This window comes from Limosilactobacillus gorillae, from assembly GCF_001293735.1.
GTDB lineage: Bacteria > Bacillota > Bacilli > Lactobacillales > Lactobacillaceae > Limosilactobacillus > Limosilactobacillus gorillae.
The window spans coordinates 55,694-74,117 of record NZ_BCAH01000025.1; the positions used below are offsets into that span (position 1 = coordinate 55,694).

At 45.8% G+C, this 18,424-nt stretch carries 17 protein-coding genes, 1 other RNA gene and 1 other annotated feature; of the genes, 9 read left to right on the forward strand and 9 right to left on the reverse strand.

What is annotated here, in order from left to right; genetic code table 11:
- Positions 1–73: 73 nt before the first annotated feature.
- The 5 genes from AOQ57_RS04970 to ezrA form a co-directional block, all read right to left on the reverse strand.
- On the reverse strand, positions 74–2,728 hold the full coding sequence (locus AOQ57_RS04970) for a valine--tRNA ligase (RefSeq protein ID WP_093625781.1): 2,655 nt from the start codon (positions 2,726–2,728) through the stop codon (positions 74–76).
- A 45-nt stretch (positions 2,729–2,773) separates the two neighbouring features.
- Positions 2,774–2,991, reverse strand: a binding site (T-box leader).
- 39 nt (positions 2,992–3,030) lie between these two features.
- The gene (tpx, locus tag AOQ57_RS04975; protein WP_093625783.1) at positions 3,031–3,525 is read right to left on the reverse strand and encodes a thiol peroxidase; all 495 of its coding nucleotides are present in this window, start codon (positions 3,523–3,525) and stop codon (positions 3,031–3,033) included.
- 219 nt (positions 3,526–3,744) lie between these two features.
- Positions 3,745–4,965: a tRNA uracil 4-sulfurtransferase ThiI gene (gene thiI / locus AOQ57_RS04980; RefSeq protein WP_093625785.1), complete on the reverse strand. Its 1,221-nt coding sequence runs from the start codon at positions 4,963–4,965 to the stop codon at positions 3,745–3,747.
- Between the two features lie 11 nt (positions 4,966–4,976).
- A complete protein-coding gene (locus tag AOQ57_RS04985; RefSeq protein WP_093625787.1) occupies positions 4,977–6,122 on the reverse strand; it encodes a cysteine desulfurase family protein in 1,146 nt (381 codons plus the stop codon).
- A 248-nt stretch (positions 6,123–6,370) separates the two neighbouring features.
- Positions 6,371–8,080: a septation ring formation regulator EzrA gene (ezrA, locus tag AOQ57_RS04990; protein WP_093625789.1), complete on the reverse strand. Its 1,710-nt coding sequence runs from the start codon at positions 8,078–8,080 to the stop codon at positions 6,371–6,373.
- A 318-nt stretch (positions 8,081–8,398) separates the two neighbouring features.
- On the opposite strand from ezrA, the gene rpsD reads away from it, so the two are divergent.
- The 9 genes from rpsD (at position 8,399) to AOQ57_RS05035 (ending at position 14,686) form a co-directional block, all read left to right on the forward strand.
- Positions 8,399–9,004 carry a 30S ribosomal protein S4 gene (rpsD, locus tag AOQ57_RS04995; protein ID WP_093625791.1) on the forward strand — a complete coding sequence of 202 codons (606 nt, stop codon included), beginning with the start codon at positions 8,399–8,401 and terminating at the stop codon, positions 9,002–9,004.
- 428 nt (positions 9,005–9,432) lie between these two features.
- Positions 9,433–10,278 (forward strand): YitT family protein, encoded by an 846-nt coding sequence (locus tag AOQ57_RS05000; RefSeq protein ID WP_093625793.1) that lies wholly within the window; start codon positions 9,433–9,435, stop codon positions 10,276–10,278.
- Positions 10,279–10,502: 224 nt separating this feature from the next.
- Positions 10,503–11,246, forward strand: a complete 744-nt coding sequence (locus AOQ57_RS05005) for a DUF6198 family protein (RefSeq protein WP_093625795.1) — start codon at positions 10,503–10,505, stop codon at positions 11,244–11,246.
- A 38-nt stretch (positions 11,247–11,284) separates the two neighbouring features.
- Entirely contained in the window at positions 11,285–11,695 is a 411-nt protein-coding gene (locus AOQ57_RS05010) for a VOC family protein (RefSeq protein WP_093625797.1), read from the forward strand.
- 90 nt (positions 11,696–11,785) lie between these two features.
- Positions 11,786–12,262 carry a YueI family protein gene (locus tag AOQ57_RS05015; RefSeq protein WP_093625799.1) on the forward strand — a complete coding sequence of 159 codons (477 nt, stop codon included), beginning with the start codon at positions 11,786–11,788 and terminating at the stop codon, positions 12,260–12,262.
- Positions 12,259–13,548 carry a replication-associated recombination protein A gene (locus tag AOQ57_RS05020; protein ID WP_093625801.1) on the forward strand — a complete coding sequence of 430 codons (1,290 nt, stop codon included), beginning with the start codon at positions 12,259–12,261 and terminating at the stop codon, positions 13,546–13,548. The genes AOQ57_RS05015 and AOQ57_RS05020 overlap by 4 nt, the downstream gene beginning before the upstream one ends.
- A 37-nt stretch (positions 13,549–13,585) precedes the next feature.
- A non-coding RNA gene (gene ssrS, locus AOQ57_RS05025) (6S RNA) lies at positions 13,586–13,774 on the forward strand.
- Positions 13,775–13,842: 68 nt separating this feature from the next.
- The gene (locus AOQ57_RS05030) at positions 13,843–14,127 is read left to right on the forward strand and encodes a hypothetical protein (RefSeq protein ID WP_093625803.1); all 285 of its coding nucleotides are present in this window, start codon (positions 13,843–13,845) and stop codon (positions 14,125–14,127) included.
- A gap of 76 nt (positions 14,128–14,203) precedes the next feature.
- Complete coding sequence (locus AOQ57_RS05035; protein ID WP_093625805.1) at positions 14,204–14,686, forward strand: universal stress protein; 483 nt, start codon at positions 14,204–14,206, stop codon at positions 14,684–14,686.
- Between the two features lie 63 nt (positions 14,687–14,749).
- Here AOQ57_RS05035 and AOQ57_RS05040 read toward each other — a convergent pair whose 3' ends face one another.
- From AOQ57_RS05040 to AOQ57_RS05055, 4 genes are all read right to left on the reverse strand, one after another.
- Positions 14,750–15,595 (reverse strand): helix-turn-helix transcriptional regulator, encoded by an 846-nt coding sequence (locus tag AOQ57_RS05040; RefSeq protein ID WP_093625807.1) that lies wholly within the window; start codon positions 15,593–15,595, stop codon positions 14,750–14,752.
- A gap of 259 nt (positions 15,596–15,854) precedes the next feature.
- Positions 15,855–16,988: a D-alanine--D-alanine ligase family protein gene (locus tag AOQ57_RS05045; protein WP_093625809.1), complete on the reverse strand. Its 1,134-nt coding sequence runs from the start codon at positions 16,986–16,988 to the stop codon at positions 15,855–15,857.
- Between the two features lie 70 nt (positions 16,989–17,058).
- Complete coding sequence (locus tag AOQ57_RS05050; RefSeq protein WP_093625811.1) at positions 17,059–18,036, reverse strand: DUF2785 domain-containing protein; 978 nt, start codon at positions 18,034–18,036, stop codon at positions 17,059–17,061.
- 93 nt (positions 18,037–18,129) lie between these two features.
- Positions 18,130–18,417, reverse strand: coding sequence for a biotin/lipoyl attachment domain-containing protein (locus AOQ57_RS05055; protein WP_093625813.1), 288 nt, complete (start codon positions 18,415–18,417; stop codon positions 18,130–18,132).
- Positions 18,418–18,424: the final 7 nt, after the last annotated feature.

An 18,424-nucleotide genomic window follows, 5' to 3' on the forward strand; every position in this document is an offset into this window, starting at 1 on the left:
CTTTAAGAAAACAGCCCCTGGCTGGCGGGTTTCCCCACCCATCCCAAGGGCCATATCATGTGTAGCTTGTTAATTAGCCTTCTTGAAGGCTTTGTAAGCGTTCCTTAGCGCTGGCAAGCTTTTGCTGCCATTCTTCAGCCTTTTCGCGTTCCTTAGCCACTACCTGTTCTGGAGCACTGTTAACAAACCTTTCGTTCCCCAGCTTCTTAGTGGAGCGGTCGACCTCCTTTTGCAACTTGACGATTTCCTTTTCCATCCGGGATCGTTCTTCGTCAAGATCAACTAATTCAGCCATTGGGATGTAGACCGTTGCCCCAGCTAAGATCCCACTCATTGATAGCTTTGGAACATCAACTTCAGTGGCGATCGTAAGCTCAGACGGGTGACAGAAACGATCTAAGTAATCCCGGTTTTCGTTGAAGACAGCGGCGTGAGCATTATCATCAACCTTAATCATCATCTTAACAGGTGACGACATTGGCGCCCCCGCCTGGTTACGAATATTACGAACGGCCTTAATTAGTTCAATCAGGCCCTCCATCTCACCTTCCGCCTTCTTATTAGCCAACTCTTCATGTTCAACCGGGTAATCAGCAATCATGATTGATTGACCATCGTGGGGCATTGATTGCCATAGCCTTTCGGTTACGAACGGCATAATTGGGTGAATCAACCTTAGGGTTTGGTCTAGAACGTAGCCCAGGATGTTTTTAGTAGCATCCTTTTCCTCATCCGTCCCGTTATTTAGCTTCTCCTTGGTCATTTCAATATACCAATCACAGAAGTCGTTCCAAATGAAGTTGTACAGGTCACGGCCAGCTTCCCCAAATTCAAATTTTTCAAACTTAGCTGAAACATCCTTCACAGTAGTGTTCAGGCGGCTTAAAATCCAGCGGTCTGCCAAGTCCCACTTGCTTTGGTCAGGGAGCTTTGGTGCTGCCATATCGCCAAGGTTCATGATTACATAACGGCTGGCGTTCCAAATCTTGTTGATAAAGTTCCATGAAGCATCCATCTTCTTGTAGGAGAAACGAATGTCTTGCCCCGGTGTTGAACCAGTGACTAGGAACCAACGTAAAGCATCAACCCCGTATTTCTCAATCACGTCCATCGGATCAATCCCATTTCCCAAGGACTTAGACATCTTACGACCTTGTTCATCACGGATCAGCCCGTGTAAGAGAACATTTCTAAATGGTGCCTTACCCGTGAATTCCAGGGATTGGAAGATCATCCGGGAAACCCAGAAGAAGATGATATCATATCCGGTCACCAACGTGGTAGTCGGGAAGTAGCGCTTAAAGTCTTCGGAGTTGGTGTCAGGCCAGCCCATCGTTGAGAATGGCCACAGGGCGCTAGAGAACCAGGTATCTAAGACATCCTTGTCTTGCGTCCAGTTTTCAGCATCAGCTGGTGCTTCCATCCCTACGTACATTTCACCAGTTTCCTTGTGGTACCAAGCCGGGATTTGGTGCCCCCACCAGAGTTGCCGCGAAATCACCCAATCATGGATGTTTTCCATCCACTGATTGAAGGTGTGCTCGAACCGCCCTGGGATGAAGTTCACCCGGTCATCTGTCTTTTGGTTAGCCAGCGCCCGTTCTGCCAACGGCTTCATCTTAACAAACCACTGGGTCGACAGACGGGATTCAACCTGAACCCCCGTCCGTTCAGAATGCCCAACGGAGTGCACAATTGGATCAATCTTAAGCATGTAGCCCTGGTCTTGTAAGTCCTTGACGATGGCTTCACGGGCATCAAACCGATCCATCCCCACATACTTACCAGCGTTTTCGTTCATCGATGCGTCTTCGTTCATCGTGTTTAATTCCGGCAAGTTATGACGCTTCCCAACTTGGAAGTCGTTTGGGTCATGAGCTGGCGTAATCTTTACCATCCCGGTCCCAAAGTCCGGTGTTACGTAGTCGTCAGCAATAATTTCAATTTCACGGTTAACCAACGGCACCATTACGCGCTTGCCAACCAGTTCCTTATAACGTTCGTCATTAGGGTTTACAGCAACGGCTTCATCACCAAACATCGTTTCTGGTCGGGTTGTAGCAATTTCGATGTAGTCATTGCCGTTGAAAGTAGTCCCATCGGTGAATGGGTATTTAACATGGTAAAAGGCGCCCTTATCGTCTTTGTGTTCGACTTCGATGTCGGACAAGGCGGTCCGAGCCTTCGGGTCCCAGTTGATAATGTAAGTAGCCCGGTAGATCAGTCCCTTGTTATAGAGGTCAACAAAAACCTTACGCACGGCCTTGTTTAACCCCTCATCAAGGGTAAAGCGTTCCCGGTCGTAATCGACGGAGATCCCCATCTTAGCCCATTGCTGGTGAATGATGGCAGCATATTCGTCCTTCCAATCCCAGACTTGCTGGACAAACTTTTCACGTCCCAAGTCATAGCGGGAAACACCTTGCTTAGCCAAGCGAGCTTCCACCTTAGCCTGAGTGGCAATCCCGGCGTGGTCCATCCCCGGAAGCCATAAGACATCGTAGCCCTGCATGCGCTTTTGACGAATGATCATATCTTGCAAGGTCGTATCCCAGGCGTGGCCCAAGTGTAGCTTCCCAGTAACGTTTGGTGGCGGAATCACGATCGAGTAAGGGTGCGCCTTTTTATCCCCAGACGGTTTAAAAAACCCCTGATCGATCCACCATTGGTAGCGTCCTTCTTCAACCGCTTGGGGGTCGAATTTAGTTGCCATTTCTTTTTTGGTCATCTGAATTTCTCCCTTCGATATTGGTACAAAAAAAGGCCCGCCCTAACATAGGACGAGTCTTCTCGCGGTACCACCTAATTTGAAGTGATCATAGCCACTCCCTCTTTGCCATTTGATAACGGTAAATGAACCGGGAGGCCCTACTTACTTCAGGCTTCCAACTCACGAGCTACCTTCATGATAAGAGTCCGGGATCCTTTCCACCATCGGATCCTCGCTTAGGCGGTCCTTCTTTTCACTACTCTCTCGTTCATCGCATTGATAACATAGATCATAGTTAACTTTTACGACTCCGTCAAGCCCTAGAGTAACTTTTTCAGTGCGGTTAAGGCAGCATCATAGTCTGGTTCATCAACGATTTCTGGCACCACTTGTTCGTAAACGATTTTACCATTGGCGTCTAATACCCATAAAGAACGGGCCAGGAGCCCCTCATCGGGAATTAAGATTTTCAGGGCGTAACCAAAAGATTGTTCGGAATCAGAAACCATTTGCATGTTTTTAACCCCTTCAGCGGCACACCAATTTTGCTGTTCTTCAATTGTGTTCGTAGAAACCGTAAAGAAGTTTACACCTGGATATTGATCCATCAGTTGATTAAACTTCTTGGTTTGAATTGCACAAACCGAGGTGTTGATATTAGGCACTACCGAGAGTAGTGTTGGTTTACCGAACAGTTCTCGGGTCTTAATCTTTTGATTGTCCTTATCAAAGACCTTAAAGTGTGGAATATCTTCGCCAACGGTTGGCGGATTCCCTACTAGTTGATGGTGTTCACCATTAATCGTTACTTCCACGATTGTGGCCTCCTTTTAATGATTCCTTAATCTAACTACTATGGTTTTAGTATAGCAGATAGGATAAATTTTTCACTCAAAAACCCCCAGTAAAATCAACGCATATCACTAAGATTGCGAATAAAGCTGTTATATTAAAATCAAGAAAGCACCCTAGAATGTTAGGCGTGAATCTAACAATTCTCGGGTGCTTTACATCGGAAGCATCATTTTTATTAATTATAATAGCTCCGCAAAGACGTCTTGGTTTTGGTTTAAGAATTCATCCCCGGCATGAATTTCATCAATCTGAATCCCATCCAATGCCCGTTGCATTAGGCCCTCTACATCCAAGCGTGCCTCGTAAGACCGGGCCCGCTTTAAGTTTGGTTTAGTCTTTGGTGAAGGTGGCGTGAAGACGGTACAGCAGTCTTCGTACGGCAAGATTGATAAGTCATAGGTGTCAATCTCTTCTGCGATCTTAATAATTTCATTCTTATCGTAGGTTAGTACCGGCCGTAGAACTGGCATCGTGGTAACATCTTCAATTGCCAGCATTGATTCCATCGTTTGAGAAGCCACTTGCCCCAGCGATTCGCCATTGAAGACAGCCAGACCGGCTCGTTTTTGAGCCAGTGCACAAGCTAAACGTAACATCAAACGGCGTTGCACAGTCATTAAATAGCCCTCAGGAACCTTCTCCTTGACCGTTTCCTGGATCTCGGTGAACGGAACCTGGATGAACTTAATCGAGCCAGAATACTTCGCTAGTTTGCTAGTTAATTCCTTAGCCTTAGCCAGGGCTTGTTCGGAAGTGTATGGCGGTGAGTAGAAGTGAACCATTTCAAGTGAAACACCCCGCTTCAGTGCCAAGTAGGCTGCTACTGGTGAGTCGATTCCCCCAGACAGCATCATCATTCCCTTACCAGCTGTTCCAACCGGAAGCCCCCCGGCCCCAAGGATCTTAGCACTGGTCAGGTAAATCCCGTTCAGGCGAATTTCCACCCGGAGCGTAATATCAGGGTTATGAACGTCCACGGATAAGTCATCTGGAAAGGCCCTTAAAAGAGCGCCTCCTAATTGCTTATTCATTTCAAAGGTTCCCATCGCGAATTTGTGATCAGCCCGCTTGGTTTCAACCTTAAAGGTCATCGGTCCTTGAACCTGTTCCTTGAACATGGCTATGGCTGCCTTAACAACTTCATCAAAATCCTTTTCCACCCGCAAAGACGGGGAAAAGTTTTGAATTCCAAAAACCTGCTTAAGCCGTTTCATAACTGGCTCGGCATCAGTTCCATTCAGTTCCACGTGCAGACGGTCCTGGTTAGGGTGAATCTTAACCTTATCGTATTGGTGTAGAGCCTTACGTACGTTTGAGCCCAAACGGTCAATAAATGATTTCTTGTTGCGGCCCTTAGTGGATAGTTCCCCGTAGCGGACCATAATTTCATCGTATTTCAATCCGGTTCTCCTTAATCAATGATCTTTTTAAAGCCAGCGTATAGTTGATCAAACGCCTGGTTAAACTTAATAGCATCTTCCAGGGTGTTTTGGTCCCCCAGGCTCACCCGTACAGCCGACGTTGCCACCTCATCTGGCACCTTCATGGCTGCCAAAGTAGAAGCTTCAGTGTGCTTTTTAGATGAGCAAGCACTAGTGGTTGAGATGTAAATATCACGTTCCTCAAAGGCATGTACAATCGTTTCCCCCCGAACCCCAACGATAGCAAAGGTTAAGATGTGGGGCGCAAAACCGTCTGTTCCAGAGAAGACTTTAACGTGGTTAAATTGAACGATGTGATCGGTAATTGCCTTTTTAACGGCTAATTCGCTGGTAACATCTTTTTCTTCAGCTTCCTTCATCAATCGGATTGCCCGAGCCATGGCGGCGATGCCAGGGGTATTCTCAGTCCCCCCCCGCAAGCCTCGCTCTTGACCACCACCATCAATCAGCGGAGCCAATTTTCGGCCAGCCTGTTTGTAGATAAAGCCCGTCCCGCGAGGAGCGTGGAATTTATGACCAGAAAAGACAGCAAAGTCTACCCGTTCGGAAAAGACTAAGTCGTCTAGGCCTTTACCGATGGCCTGAACAGCATCCACCATGAAGTGAACAGTCGGGTAGTCCTTTAAGATTTCGCCAATCTCTTTGATCGGCTGAACTGTACCGACCTCGTTGTTAACCGCCATGATTGATACAAGGATCGTATCCTTTTGCAGGGCGTCTTTAACATCTTGTGGATTAACCCGGCCATCCTTGTCCACCGGTAGATAAGTGACCTCAAAACCCTGTTTTTCCAAGCTTTGCATGGCGTTGCGTACGGCGGCGTGTTCCACCGATGAAGTAATAATATGCTTGCCAAATCGTTGCTTAGCAAGGGCAGTTCCCTTAATAACCCAGTTATCTCCTTCTGATCCACCGGAGGTAAATAGAATTTCACCTGGCTGAACGCCAAAGGTGGTGGCAATTTGAGCCCGGGATTGTTCTAACAGGTTCCATGCCGTTTCCCCAAGCTTATGTAGAGAACTAGGGTTCCCCCAAATCTTTTCAGAAACCTGTTGGTAGGTTGAAAGGACCTCTGGACGTACCTGTGTAGTGGCACTGTTATCAAAATAAATCATTGTGTGTCTTCCCCTTTTTCACACGCGCTGGTTTTCCAACGCAAGATATTCCATTAGCGGGATAGAGTGCTTGTGCGTCGCCAATGGCCTGTCCGACTCCAAATACCGATTAATTATAACAGATTAACCACCTAGTTAATAGGAAAAGGGATTCTCTCTTACTATATAAAAGCAAAAAAGATCACTATCCCCAGAGCAAAGTTTTTCATCCAACTCTGGGAGTAGTGATCTTCACATAGTCTTTTTCATTAGCCCTCTTGCTGGTCTAATTCATCGTAATAATTATCTTCCAGGCGCTTAAAGCATCCCGGTTCTACCTTCTCTAAGGCCGCGCCAATCGTTTCCAGACTCCGCTCATATTCATAACGGTCGTAAAGCTTTTGGGCCTCGGTGATGGCAACATCAATTTCCTGGTTATCATCGGCAAAGCGAAGTCCATACTGAATCAGGCGAGCAGTTAGTTCCGCCGAATCACGCACCCTGTTAGTTCGATCGGTCAGCTCAGACACATCTCCTTGAACCCGTAAGAGCTCCTTGGTAATGGCCTCCATGTTAATTCGTTGCTGATTCATATCCTTGGCCAGGTGGCTAATCTCATCGGAAACTACGAAGAAAAAGTCAAGGTAATCACGGGGTAAGCCCGGTAGGTTGAGGGTCTCCACGTGGCGTTTCGTAGCCCGAACTGTGGTAACAAAACGTTGTAGGGCTTTACGAGCACGCCGTTCATCTTCACTAAGATCGGCTACTCCATCATTAGTTTCCTTTTGCTGTGTTTCAATTGCCGTTAGAACTTTCTCATCTTCTAAGAAGCGCTTTAGAACCTGACTAGCCACTGCCGTTTGGGCATTAACAGCCACTTGATCCTTTTCATATTCCTTTTGAATCTGCTTAAGTTGTTCCTCCAGCTCCCTGGTATGGGCAATTTCGTCATGATTTAAGGTATAACTTTCAGATAGGCGATCCAGTTCCGCCATTAATTCCCGGTTCTGCTGGCGGGCATGGTCTAAATGATTTCCTACCACCCCGACCAGCTTTTCGACTTGTGGCCGAGCATCCATCTCGGTCTGCATAACATCATACAAGTGGTCAATCTTATCACTCAGGTCCTGGTTGGCTACCCGGACAGAAGCTAATGACAAAGCCGCGATGTGGTCGAGAGAGGTCTGACGAATCCCTTCCAGGGCCTCAATCTGATCATCCAAGCCGTTTTCCGGAAAGCGGTAGTGGTTTGCCACCAGCTTGCGGTACCCATCCCGAAGTTCACTAATCTGATCCGGGTACGTAGTAAACAGGGGCTTGCATAGCTCCGGAATTTCTTCGGCTAGTTCGTTATAGTGGGTCTCTTTTTCCTTTAGATCTGCTAGAATTTCAGCCGCTGCCTCATGATCACCCTTGGCAGCAATCTCATTGAAGTGGGCAAACTGCCCCTGCATGTCAGCTAAACGGGCTCGTAGGGGACGGATAGCATCACCATATTGATAGGCGTTATTTTCTAGTTGCCTTTGTAATTTTTCTAATTCGGTCCCCATCGTTTGGGTCGCTTTTTTTTGCTCTGCCTCTTTTTGATCAGCCTTCTTTAGGCGTTCAACCACGCGCCCCTGCAATCGTTCAGCCTCTTCTACAAGGGCGGTGACCTGTTTTAGCTGACCACCAGCAGAGAAAGCATTCACCCCGTTGAGACTGGCACTAGCCTCTTTTAACTGCTCATTAGCATCTTCAATGGCCGGAATCACCTTTTTTTGGTAGTCCTGTTGCAGTGTAGTAAAGACCTTCAATGATTCTCCCATCAGGTCCGCTAAGCTTTCATCACTTAGTCGGCGTGCTAACTGATCCTCATCCAAGGCTACCAGCCGCGCTCGTAAGTCCGCAATGATCCGCATTGCTCGTCGTTGACAAATATAGAAGATGACTACAACGACCACGGCAATTACAATGATCCCAATTAACACTTGTAACATCTGAATCCCACCTATACTTTCTCAGTCTTCATTAGTTTTTAATTATAACATAATCTTACCCCACTTATCCCCAGACAGGCAATTGAACTCCCGCTTTTCTAGTAATTTCTTGCTTGACCTGGTTTGTTTTTACGTTGTATGATAGAGGACGTGTAAAATAATGCAGCAATGAGGAGGCAAGCTCGTCAACAGACCAATGCCAGTTTGGTGTTTCTAGTAACCCAGCTGCTAGGGTGAACGATCCAATTGGCCTGCACGAATGTGATCCTCACCATCGGATTATTTTACTCCAATCAAAAATTTTGGAGGAATTCAATTATGTCACGTTACACTGGCCCAAGTTGGCGTCTTTCCCGGCGCCTGGGCGTTTCACTTTCTGGTACTGGTAAGGAACTTGCTCGTCGTCCGTACGCTCCTGGTGACCACGGGAACGACCGTCGCGGTAAGCTTTCTGAATACGGTACCCAACTCCGTGAAAAGCAAAAGCTTCGTTTTATGTACGGAATGACCGAACGGCAATTCTCCAACCTGTTCGTTCGTGCCGGTAAGATCAAGGAAGGTACTCACGGTACCAACTTCATGGTCCTTTTGGAACGTCGTCTGGACAACATGGTTTACCGTCTTGGTTTAGCTACCACTCGTCGTCAAGCACGTCAATTAGTTAACCACGGTCACATCACTGTTGACGGCAAGCGCGTTGACATTCCTTCTTTTGAAGTGAAGGTTGGCCAAGTGATCGCCGTTCGTGAAAAGTCCAAGAACCTCGACATCATCAAGAGCGCTGTTGAAGCCGTTGTTGCTCGTCCAGCTTACGTTGAATTCGATGCTGACAAGCTCGAAGGTAAGCTGACCCGTTTACCACAACGTGAAGACATGAACGCCGACATCGACGAAGCTCTGATCGTTGAATTCTACAACAAGTAATTCGCTTACTTGTTGTATTATTGGGACATCAGCGGTCCATCATCAATTGGTGCCCCGTTGGTGTCCCAACCTTTTCAAAAAAGCCTCCTCTGGGAGGCTTTTTTGTTTTGTCATCTCTTCACTAACTTCGTAAAATTTAGGTACTATTTTCTCTGCATCTTAATTTAAGGACTACTGGTTTTGATCTCTGCTTGGTCAAAAAGGTCTGGCGAGCTCAAATTATAGTTTGTGTTGATCAATTTATGCGTCCTCGTGGTGCGCATTTGGTATTAACTTGATAAAATAAAGTCAAATGTCTCTTAAATAACCCCTTTGACATTTCGGTACCACTCTTTGAAGACTCCACTATGAACTTTTTTATTGACCTTTCCACGACCAAAGTTATTTCTAGCAGTACTTAAGAAAAACACTAAGGAGGCATCCATCCCATGGCGACTCGCCACAATTTCGTTCGTATCTTCACCGCTCTACTCTTTGGCCTTTTGTCGGCCATTGGGGTGAATATCTTTTTAGTTCACGCTAACTCCTATTCCAGTGGGCTGACTGGGGCATCTCAGTTAGTACAGGCCCTCCTCAAGTTAGCCGGCATCAACGTCTCTTTGTCCCTTCTAATGGCCCTTTTTAATATCCCCCTCTTCATCTTTGCCTGGCGGGTATTTGGGATCCACTACATTACTTTTTCTGGACTGGCGGTCCTATTCAACATTTTCTTTTTGCAAATCATCCCGACCTATCAGTTAGTCAGTGATCCTTTGACCAATACGGTCGTTGGTGGGGTTCTGATTGGAGCCGGGGTGGGTCTCTGTTTCAACCGCGGCTTTACCACTGGGGGAATCGACATCATTACCACCTACCTACAGAAAAAGTTTCATCGTAATGTTGGCTCCATTGCCAACGCGATAAATGGGGTGATTCTCTTAATCACTGCCCTTGCCTTTGGGCCTAGCCGAATTGTTTATTCCCTGATCGGGATGCTAATTACTAACTATACAATGGACCACTTCTTCTCCTCTCAACGTGACATAATCGTTTCCATCTACACCAAGAATCCCAAGACGATTACTAACCAGCTAAAAGACTTCGCACACGGGGCAACCCTGATTAAAGGAACCGGAGTTTACACCAACCAGTCAACTGCGGTCGTGCAAATCGTAACCCCGCGTAGCGAATTTAGTCACATCCGACAATTAGCCTTACAAGCCGATCCCGCCTCCTTTATCGTGGTAGCACGTGTTGATGTCGAGGTTGGTAATTACCGTCATTTCACATTCTAACGATAAGCCCACTCTCCCCGGAAAGTGGGCTTTTTATGTGTTATTTTTCACATCGCTTGTGAATTTTTTAGTAAAATCATGATATTGTAATAATCTGTGTGTTCCCTTTGTAATAAAGACTTTTTGTTAGTAATTTTATGTCAACCGCTTGACATAAAACGGGAAAAGTCGTAAATTTAGTAACCGTAAGTGAATAACTTCACCAACGAGAAGGAGAATTGATTATGGAATCAAATACAACCAGCGCGACCAAGCCAGTCCAAGAGCGAACCATTTCGATGACCGCTTCTTTGGCCTACTTCGCCCTTTCAATCATCATTAACTCGATGGGAAACGTCTTGACCCTGGTCACGAGTTCTCATATTCACCCCCAGTTCTTGGGCTCTGCTTACTGGACAGCGGCCGAAAATAACCTCGGTTATGCTGTCCTTGGTAAGGGGAACTCAATGGCCCTCTTTTGGGCCTTCATGGTCCTTGGGATGTTGACTTCTGTTTTAAACGCTATCTTAATGCGGAAGTGGGACTGGCACCGGATCTTCGGGAACTTCTTGTTCATGCTCCCGTTTTCGATCTTCATCCAGTGGTTTTCAAACATCTTCAACCAGATCATGCCCGACGTCTATACCCTACCAATGATCATCCTCTACACCCTGATTAACTTCTTAGGGGTGACCTTTATTGGGGTAGCTATTTCAATTTATCAGCGGGTCAACCTGGTCTTACACCCAGCCGATGACCTCTTCCAGATCCTACGTTTCCGTTACTTCAAGGGTAATGCTACCCTAGCCATGTGGGCTTCCTACATCCCACCAACGATCATGGCCTTAGCTGCCATCCCAGCAATGGGGTTAGCTAACTTCGGGCTGGGGACGATCTTCGCCCTTCTGTTCCAAGGAGGAATCACGGGTCTGGCTGATAAGTTAATCTTCCCTAAGCTCAAGCATCAGGCCTTGGACCTCGGGAATTAGTTGTTAGAAGCTTTAGTTTTGAAAGTGAGGAATTTATCATGGCATTTAACAAGAGTTTAGCAGGTTACTTTGACGATCTTCAGCACGTTGGTATCCCAACCGATGACCTCAATAAAACGGTCGCCTTCTGGGAAAAGCTAGGTTTTAAGATGACGGGAAACTTTGACACTGATGATCAAGGTAACCAAGTCGTTTTCATGAGCTACGCCCACTTGACCCTGGAAATCTGGACTGGTGACGGAGCCGTTCGCAAAACAGGGGCTATCAACCACCTTTCCTTAAACACTTCCGACGCCGATGCAGCCTTCAAGGCAGCTAAGGCCGCTGGCTTCACAATGAAAGAAACTGAAGTTCAACACCTTGATTTCTGGGACCACGGGATCAAGTTCTTTAACATTGAAGGTCCTAATGCTGAAACGATTGAATTCTGTGAAATCGTTAAGGGCTAACCACTTAATAAAAAATCTCTTTTCCTGGGCTCGCTTTCGGCGGGCCCATTTTCATATGTGCTAAAATTGGAAAATAAAAGGAGGAAGAAGATGGACAATCAAGAAAACAATGGCCTTGAACAACGGCTTCAAAATGGTATTTATGGCACTCCTAAAATTAATCCCGATGAGCAACGACGCTATTTAGGTACCTTTCGGGAACGAGTTTGTTTAACCATTAGTAACGCCCAAATTAAGGAACGTTCCTGGACCGAAGCAGTAGAACAGGAACTAAAAAGGGGCCTGGCCACCCAAGTCTTCATTAATGGTAACCTCCCCGACGAATTAACCCACCCCTATATTCAAATAATCACTAAAGCTGGAGGAAACTTTACCTTGAAAACTGACCCACAGTTCAAGACCACTCCGGATCGCTTGGCCTTAGTGATGGCCGCCAACGATGCTGTTTACCAATCCCCCGTCGACGTTGCTAAGCGCTACCCTGATATCTCAGCGACAACCTCTAAACAGGCACCGGCTAAGAAATCCTGGTGGCAAAAGATCTTCTCTAAAGGGGGTGCTGACTGATGGAACCACTCGCCTTCCGGATGCGTCCTCGCTCCCTGAACGAAGTCGTCGGCCAACAACATTTGGTTGGGGAAGGCAAGATCATCTGGCGAATGGTCAAAGTCAAAATGCTGTCGTCAATGATCCTTTATGGTCCCCCCGGAACTGGAAAAACCAGTATCGCTAGCGCCATTGCTGGTTCAACTAAGTATGCCTTTCGAAATCTTAACGCCGCCACCGATTCTAAGAAAGATTTCCAGGTGGTTGCCGAAGAGGCTAAAATGTCTGGGACGGTAATCCTAATGCTCGATGAAATTCACCGTCTCGATAAGGCTAAGCAGGACTTTCTCTTACCCTACCTTGAAAGTGGTCAAATTATCTTAATTGGTGCTACCACCGAAAACCCTTACTTGGCTATTAATCCCGCCATCCGGAGCCGAACTCAGATCTTTGAGGTCCATCCCCTGAGCAAAGAAGAAATTGCCATCGCCATTGATCGGGCCCTTAGCGACCCCGACCGGGGACTAGGTAAGCTTCCCCTTATCCTAACCGATGATGCCAAGGAGCAACTAATCACGGTAACTAACGGTGACCTACGGAGCGCCCTAAACGGCCTCGAGCTAGCAGCCCGTTCTACTGCTCCCGCTAGTGATGGACAAATTCACCTCACCTTATCCGTAATTGAAGAATCAGTTCAAAAACGCTCTTTGGTCGCCGATAAGGACGGCGATAACCACTACGATGTAATCTCCGCCTTTCAAAAATCAATCCGGGGTTCGGATACCGACGCTGCCCTACACTACCTGGCTCAACTGATTACGGCTGGTGATCTAACTAGCATCGCCCGTCGGTTGATGGTAATCGCCTACGAAGATATTGGGCTAGCTAATCCACCAGCTGTCGAACATGCTGTAACGGCGGTTCAAGCAGCAGAGCAAATTGGTTTGCCCGAGGCTCGGATTCCATTAGCCAATGCTGTAATTGAACTTTGCCTTTCCCCTAAATCTAATTCCGCCATTTTAGCAATTGATGCAGCTATTGATCGCATCAATCACGGAAGTAGCGGTACCGTACCTGATCATTTGAAAGACGCCCACTATAAGGGAGCGGCCAAACTTGGCCATGGTATTAACTACCAGTACCCCCACGACTTCCCCGAGGACTGGGTTGCTCAGCAATATTTACCAGACCGGATCAAAAATGATCAGTATTACCAGCCTAAAAACAACGGTACCTTCGAACAGGCCTATGCTAAACAATACCAACGGCTTTTCTTTGCCCAACGGGGTCATCAACCTAGACCCTAATTTGAAGTCTCACTTAGCTTGTGCTAATATACTTATAGAAGCTCTGTTGTGTACGCCTTGTCTATATCACAGGTTTGCCTTACAGTCTTATTACTTTGGGACGCGTGCTTCGTTTAGTTTACGACATGCCTTTTCTCTTGGTAGCCGAATGCTAAACTGCTATGTCCCACCTGTCTTACACACAGGTCAACACTGTCAGACAATTAACGGCACGAACGGAGCCGATACATATACTCTTTAACCCAGGCTTTAGGCCTGGACTTTTTATTTTCAGTAGTTAAATAAGGTGCTAATATGATAATCCAAATTCTTACCGCCTGCTTTAACCTAATCCTGGTTATTGAGGGGCTTTATTTACTCACCCATCGTCACCGGCCGCTTTTTAATCTCCAGTTAAAAAGCACCCTCCCAATGCCGGGATTATATACCTTTTGGGGCGTTACCCTATTAGTCACAGCGGTGGTGATTGAAATTCTCGCCCTAACCTGTTCTATCACCATTACCCTAAGCGCAATTGCCGTTGCCTGCTTGATTGAATTGGCCATGACCCTGACCGTCGTAAAGACCATTTTGCCTTAGTTTGTGGACTTACTTTGCGCAAACCCTTTCAATGGTGTAGAATGGAGGCAGATAATAAACAAGGGGGTAACCGATTATGACTCAACAATATCAACACATCCTGGTTCCCGTTGACGGGTCTAAGGAAGCTGAATTAGCCTTCCAAAAGGCCGTTGCCGTAGCTTTACGGAACGGAGCCGATACCGAATTGCAACTGCTTCATGTTGTCGACACTCGTGCCTTTCAAAACGTCTCCAGTTTCGATTCTTCGATGGTTGAACAGGTGACCAAGACCGCTAAGCAAACCCTTAATCAATACGTGGATTACGCTAAGAAGCAAGGATTAACTAACGTTTCTTATACAATTGAGTACGGGGCCCCAAAGACCCTGATTTCCCGTGAAGTTCCTGAGAAGATGCATGCCGACTTAATCATGATTGGTGCAACCGGTCTGAACGCCGTCGAGCGAATCTTAATCGGTTCGGTAACCGAATACGTTACCCGGATGGCTATCTGTGATGTCCTCGTTGTTCGGACAGACCTCGATAACCACCCAACCTCGTTTAAAAAACACGAATAATATAGCTAAACATTGAATAAATAACGCCCTGTGACTAGCTTAGGTCACAGGGCGTTATTTTTATTACTCAACTAATTGGCTCAACTCTTTAGAAACGGTCTCTTGAGCAACATTGTCTTCTATAATCTTACAGATTGATAGTGCCACCATTAGGCTTTCTCGCGCTACATCGCTCTGATTTAACTTAGCTTGAGCTTGTCCCCGGGTCATGTAAAGACTACCGAGCAAGAAGAGGGTCTGTTCTTCACGGCAAATCTTGATTCCCCGTCCTGCCATTGAGATCGCCTGACGATATTGACCTAGGCGGTAGTAAAGGTCTGCAATTTCATGGTATAAAATGATCCACTGACGCTTACCACCATTTAATTGCCTGTCATCAATTAGGTGAATTGCCCGTCCAACGAATTGGAGGGCCTTTTCAGTATCACCACGTTTTTCGTAGGCCAGTGCCATCCCAACCGTGGTCATTGCTAGGTAAATGTTGGCACTCGTTGTTGAAAATTGCATTAAAATTAGTTCAAAGTTGAAAATAGCTTCATCAATCTGATTACTAGCCACTTGAAGCATTCCTAAGAGGTAGTAGTAATGTTGCTTATCAAAATCGTTTTGTAATTTCTTTACCTTAACCCGGCTTAACCTCTTACGAGCTCCTTCGTAATCGTGATTAACCAGCATTAGGGTAATCTCATCAAAGAAAGCCGTCATTGAAATATCATCATTTTCAATGATCTGGTTAACCGGAACGTCTAACCGAGCACATAAGGCTGTTAAAATATTCATTTTCGGAATCCGGTTTTGTTTTTCCATTAATGAAATCGTTGCCTGGGTACAAATCCCCTCAGCTAGTGCTGTCTGAGACAAGCCACGCTTACGACGTACCTGTTTTACTACCTCTCCCTTTAATCGCATGATAACACCTTCTTTTCTGATCATACTAATATGATAATAACCTTTTTATCCATTTTTATTGTATCATAAACCCGACTATAACGATAGTTACTTGCTTTATACCGTTTTAAAGCGTAAAACCGTCATTTTTTAAATAAAAGTTTAGTTTTATGAATATAATTTTGTGATAAAACTGCATGTTTTATGTCTATCACATAATAATTTAGTTAAAATTGAAGGCAAAAAAAAGAAGCGGTCAATAACCACTTCTTTAATGGATTTAGTTATAACGCTTTTCGCCGACCTTTTCTTCCCCAAGGGCCTTAAAGTCATACCGTAGTTTTCCTTCATGTTCAAATTCTTCAATCCCCAATTGGATTAAACGATCAATCAATTCGGAATAGCTGATTCCCGAAATGTTCCACATTTGTGGATATAAAGAAATGTTAGTGAAACCTGGTAAGGTGTTTGGTTCACCTAGGTATGGAACGCCATCTTCATCTACTAAGAAGTCGATTCGGCATAAGCCCTTCATGTCCAAAGCCTTGTACGCCTTAAGCGCCATTTCCTTAATTTCATTAGCTAAGTCATCATCAACAATTACCGGCAGATCAAAAACCACCCCGGAAGCATCGACAAACTTGTTTTCATAATCATAAAATTCATCGCCGTCTGGTACCCGGATTCCGCCAAGTTTAGAGGCAATTGGCTTCTCGTTCCCTAAAATTGAGATTTCAATTTCACGTGGATTCTTGATCCCAGCTTCCACCAGTACTTTGTAGTCATAAGTAAAGGCATCTTCAAGAGCTGCCTCGTACTCTTCTTGGTTATCAACCTTGTGGATCCCCACAGACGAGCCTTGCTTAGCAGGCTTAACAAACAAAATTTGCCCCAATTCATCTTGTACCCGTTGCCAAGTGTATTCATCACGGTTTTCCGGTGTCAGCAGAACGTACTTGGTATTACGGATCCCAGCTTGGTTTAAAATTCGTTTAGTTAAGTCTTTATCAAAAGACACCGCCGAAGAAGCAATTCCAGAACCGATGAATGGCTTTTTTAGGAGCCGAAAAAGTCCTTGTACCGTTCCATCTTCCCCTAGATTACCGTGAATAACTGGGTAGAAAAAGTCAATTTCCTTAACTGTATTCAAGGCTGCTATTGGTGCCAGTGGTGAAGTTAAGTCCATCTTTTCGTAGGCATCAGCCACTACTTGATCTTCTGGTTCCCCATCAAAAATTCGTTGGGAAGATTCATTATCCAATAAGATCCCGTCTTTGGTAAACATAAAAAGGGACACGTCGTACTTATCCTTATCCATCCCATCATAAATATTATGAGCAGACCGCTTGGAAACATCGTGTTCTGAGGAGTTCCCACCGAACAGGAGGGCAACGTGTAATTTCTTTTCTGTCATGATGTGCTCCTATCTATTATTTAATTTTCCGTACACTTCATAGAATCTAAAGTATAACATAAATCAACCCTTATTGCTCATTTTCATTTGGTTGATTAGTAATCTGCCGGGCTACAATTTCAGGAAGATCCGCACTCATCAACAACGACTGCATCAAACGCCGGTAATTAAACACTTTATGCCAGCTATGTTCATCGCGAGGGTGTTTATTTTGAAGGCGTTCCTGCCAGTCCCGTAAGAAGACCATGAAGTAACGGCGGTAAACAGGGTGTTGGTTCATCATTCCAATTAAAAAGTCAGCCCCTTCATCGGCTTCCCCCATAATTAACGGTGTGTTTAACTGCTGGTACGCCACTAGATAGGTTGCCATCAAAAGGACCTTTTGACCACGAACCAGCTTACTTCGCCGACATAGTTCGCCAAACAGAATCGTGTACTCACCAAATAATTGTACCCACCCCAGTCGGTTAACGAACCCACGGTTGTCGTGCTCCCACAACAGCCCCACGACAACTAAATCAATCAGGGCGTTGACCTCATCATCCGTTATAAAGAAGGCTCCCGCCCGATCAGCATACAAGAGAGAAGCTAACCCAGTCACGGACGCAACCCGCCGAACCGCTGCTTTATTGACTGGCTCCTCAATGTGATCGAGTAAGGCTTCTGGCCGCTTGAGATAGTTAAAACTGTGGTGAAGCTGGTCCTTCGTCAAAATATTATTAGCTAGGGCATCGTTAAAAAGCATGGTTGCCTTGTCAAAGCGAATAAACGGATCTTCATTTGCTAACTGTGTCAGGATTAACTCAAGTTGTGTATCGCTAATCTCCGTTAGTTGGTCAGTTCTGAGGAGGTATTGCAGCTGTGTCAAAGTATTGCGCCCTCCTTCAATGAGGTGTGGCAAACTAACAGGTTCCCTTCGTCGCCGGGGGAGGGTCGATTGAAGCTTTTTCAATTGGTCAGCCAGATCCTTAAAAGTTTGCCCAGCGGCTGCTTTATTATGGATGCTCCTTACCCTTGCCAGGTGAAAAGTAAGATCTTCTTTCTGCATCGTAATCCTTCCCTTCGAAAACACAATCGTTGGCCCAGTATAACAACGGGCTCCAGCAGTTCGATGTCGAACGTTACTGGAGCCCTATTACTTTCAGTGACAATCAATTTTTAAAACCCAGGTTCCAGAAGGTAAACTTGTCCAACCAATCACCCCAGGATTTACCTCAACCACCATTCCATTAAGAGGAACGGTAAGATCCGTGTAACGCATCTGACTCATCACAACAATGATCGGCTGATCGGCACAAACCTGTGCCCCAATCTCAGGAAGGTCCCAAAAATATACAGGGCCTAACGTCTCCTGAGCCTTCTCTGTTAAGCTCAGTGTCACAATGCTTCCCTGGCGAGTTTGACGCCAAGGCGATGCCAGTTCACGCATGATGTCC

Excerpts from the sequence above, each read along its gene's own strand:
- AOQ57_RS05010 (WP_093625797.1), top strand. The coding sequence starts at position 11,285 with ATGGCATTTAACAAGAGTTTAGCAGGTTACTTTGACGATCTTCAGCAC.
- AOQ57_RS05015 (WP_093625799.1), top strand. The coding sequence starts at position 11,786 with ATGGACAATCAAGAAAACAATGGCCTTGAACAACGGCTTCAAAATGGT.
- AOQ57_RS04985 (WP_093625787.1), bottom strand. The coding sequence starts at position 6,122 with ATGATTTATTTTGATAACAGTGCCACTACACAGGTACGTCCAGAGGTC.
- AOQ57_RS05005 (WP_093625795.1), top strand. The coding sequence starts at position 10,503 with ATGGAATCAAATACAACCAGCGCGACCAAGCCAGTCCAAGAGCGAACC.
- AOQ57_RS05050 (WP_093625811.1), bottom strand. The coding sequence starts at position 18,036 with ATGCAGAAAGAAGATCTTACTTTTCACCTGGCAAGGGTAAGGAGCATC.
- AOQ57_RS04970 (WP_093625781.1), bottom strand. The coding sequence starts at position 2,728 with ATGACCAAAAAAGAAATGGCAACTAAATTCGACCCCCAAGCGGTTGAA.
- rpsD (WP_093625791.1), top strand. The coding sequence starts at position 8,399 with ATGTCACGTTACACTGGCCCAAGTTGGCGTCTTTCCCGGCGCCTGGGC.
- AOQ57_RS05045 (WP_093625809.1), bottom strand. The coding sequence starts at position 16,988 with ATGACAGAAAAGAAATTACACGTTGCCCTCCTGTTCGGTGGGAACTCC.
- AOQ57_RS05040 (WP_093625807.1), bottom strand. The coding sequence starts at position 15,595 with ATGCGATTAAAGGGAGAGGTAGTAAAACAGGTACGTCGTAAGCGTGGC.
- AOQ57_RS05055 (WP_093625813.1), bottom strand. The coding sequence starts at position 18,417 with ATGCGTGAACTGGCATCGCCTTGGCGTCAAACTCGCCAGGGAAGCATT.
- AOQ57_RS05035 (WP_093625805.1), top strand. The coding sequence starts at position 14,204 with ATGACTCAACAATATCAACACATCCTGGTTCCCGTTGACGGGTCTAAG.
- AOQ57_RS05030 (WP_093625803.1), top strand. The coding sequence starts at position 13,843 with ATGATAATCCAAATTCTTACCGCCTGCTTTAACCTAATCCTGGTTATT.
- AOQ57_RS05000 (WP_093625793.1), top strand. The coding sequence starts at position 9,433 with ATGGCGACTCGCCACAATTTCGTTCGTATCTTCACCGCTCTACTCTTT.
- ezrA (WP_093625789.1), bottom strand. The coding sequence starts at position 8,080 with ATGTTACAAGTGTTAATTGGGATCATTGTAATTGCCGTGGTCGTTGTA.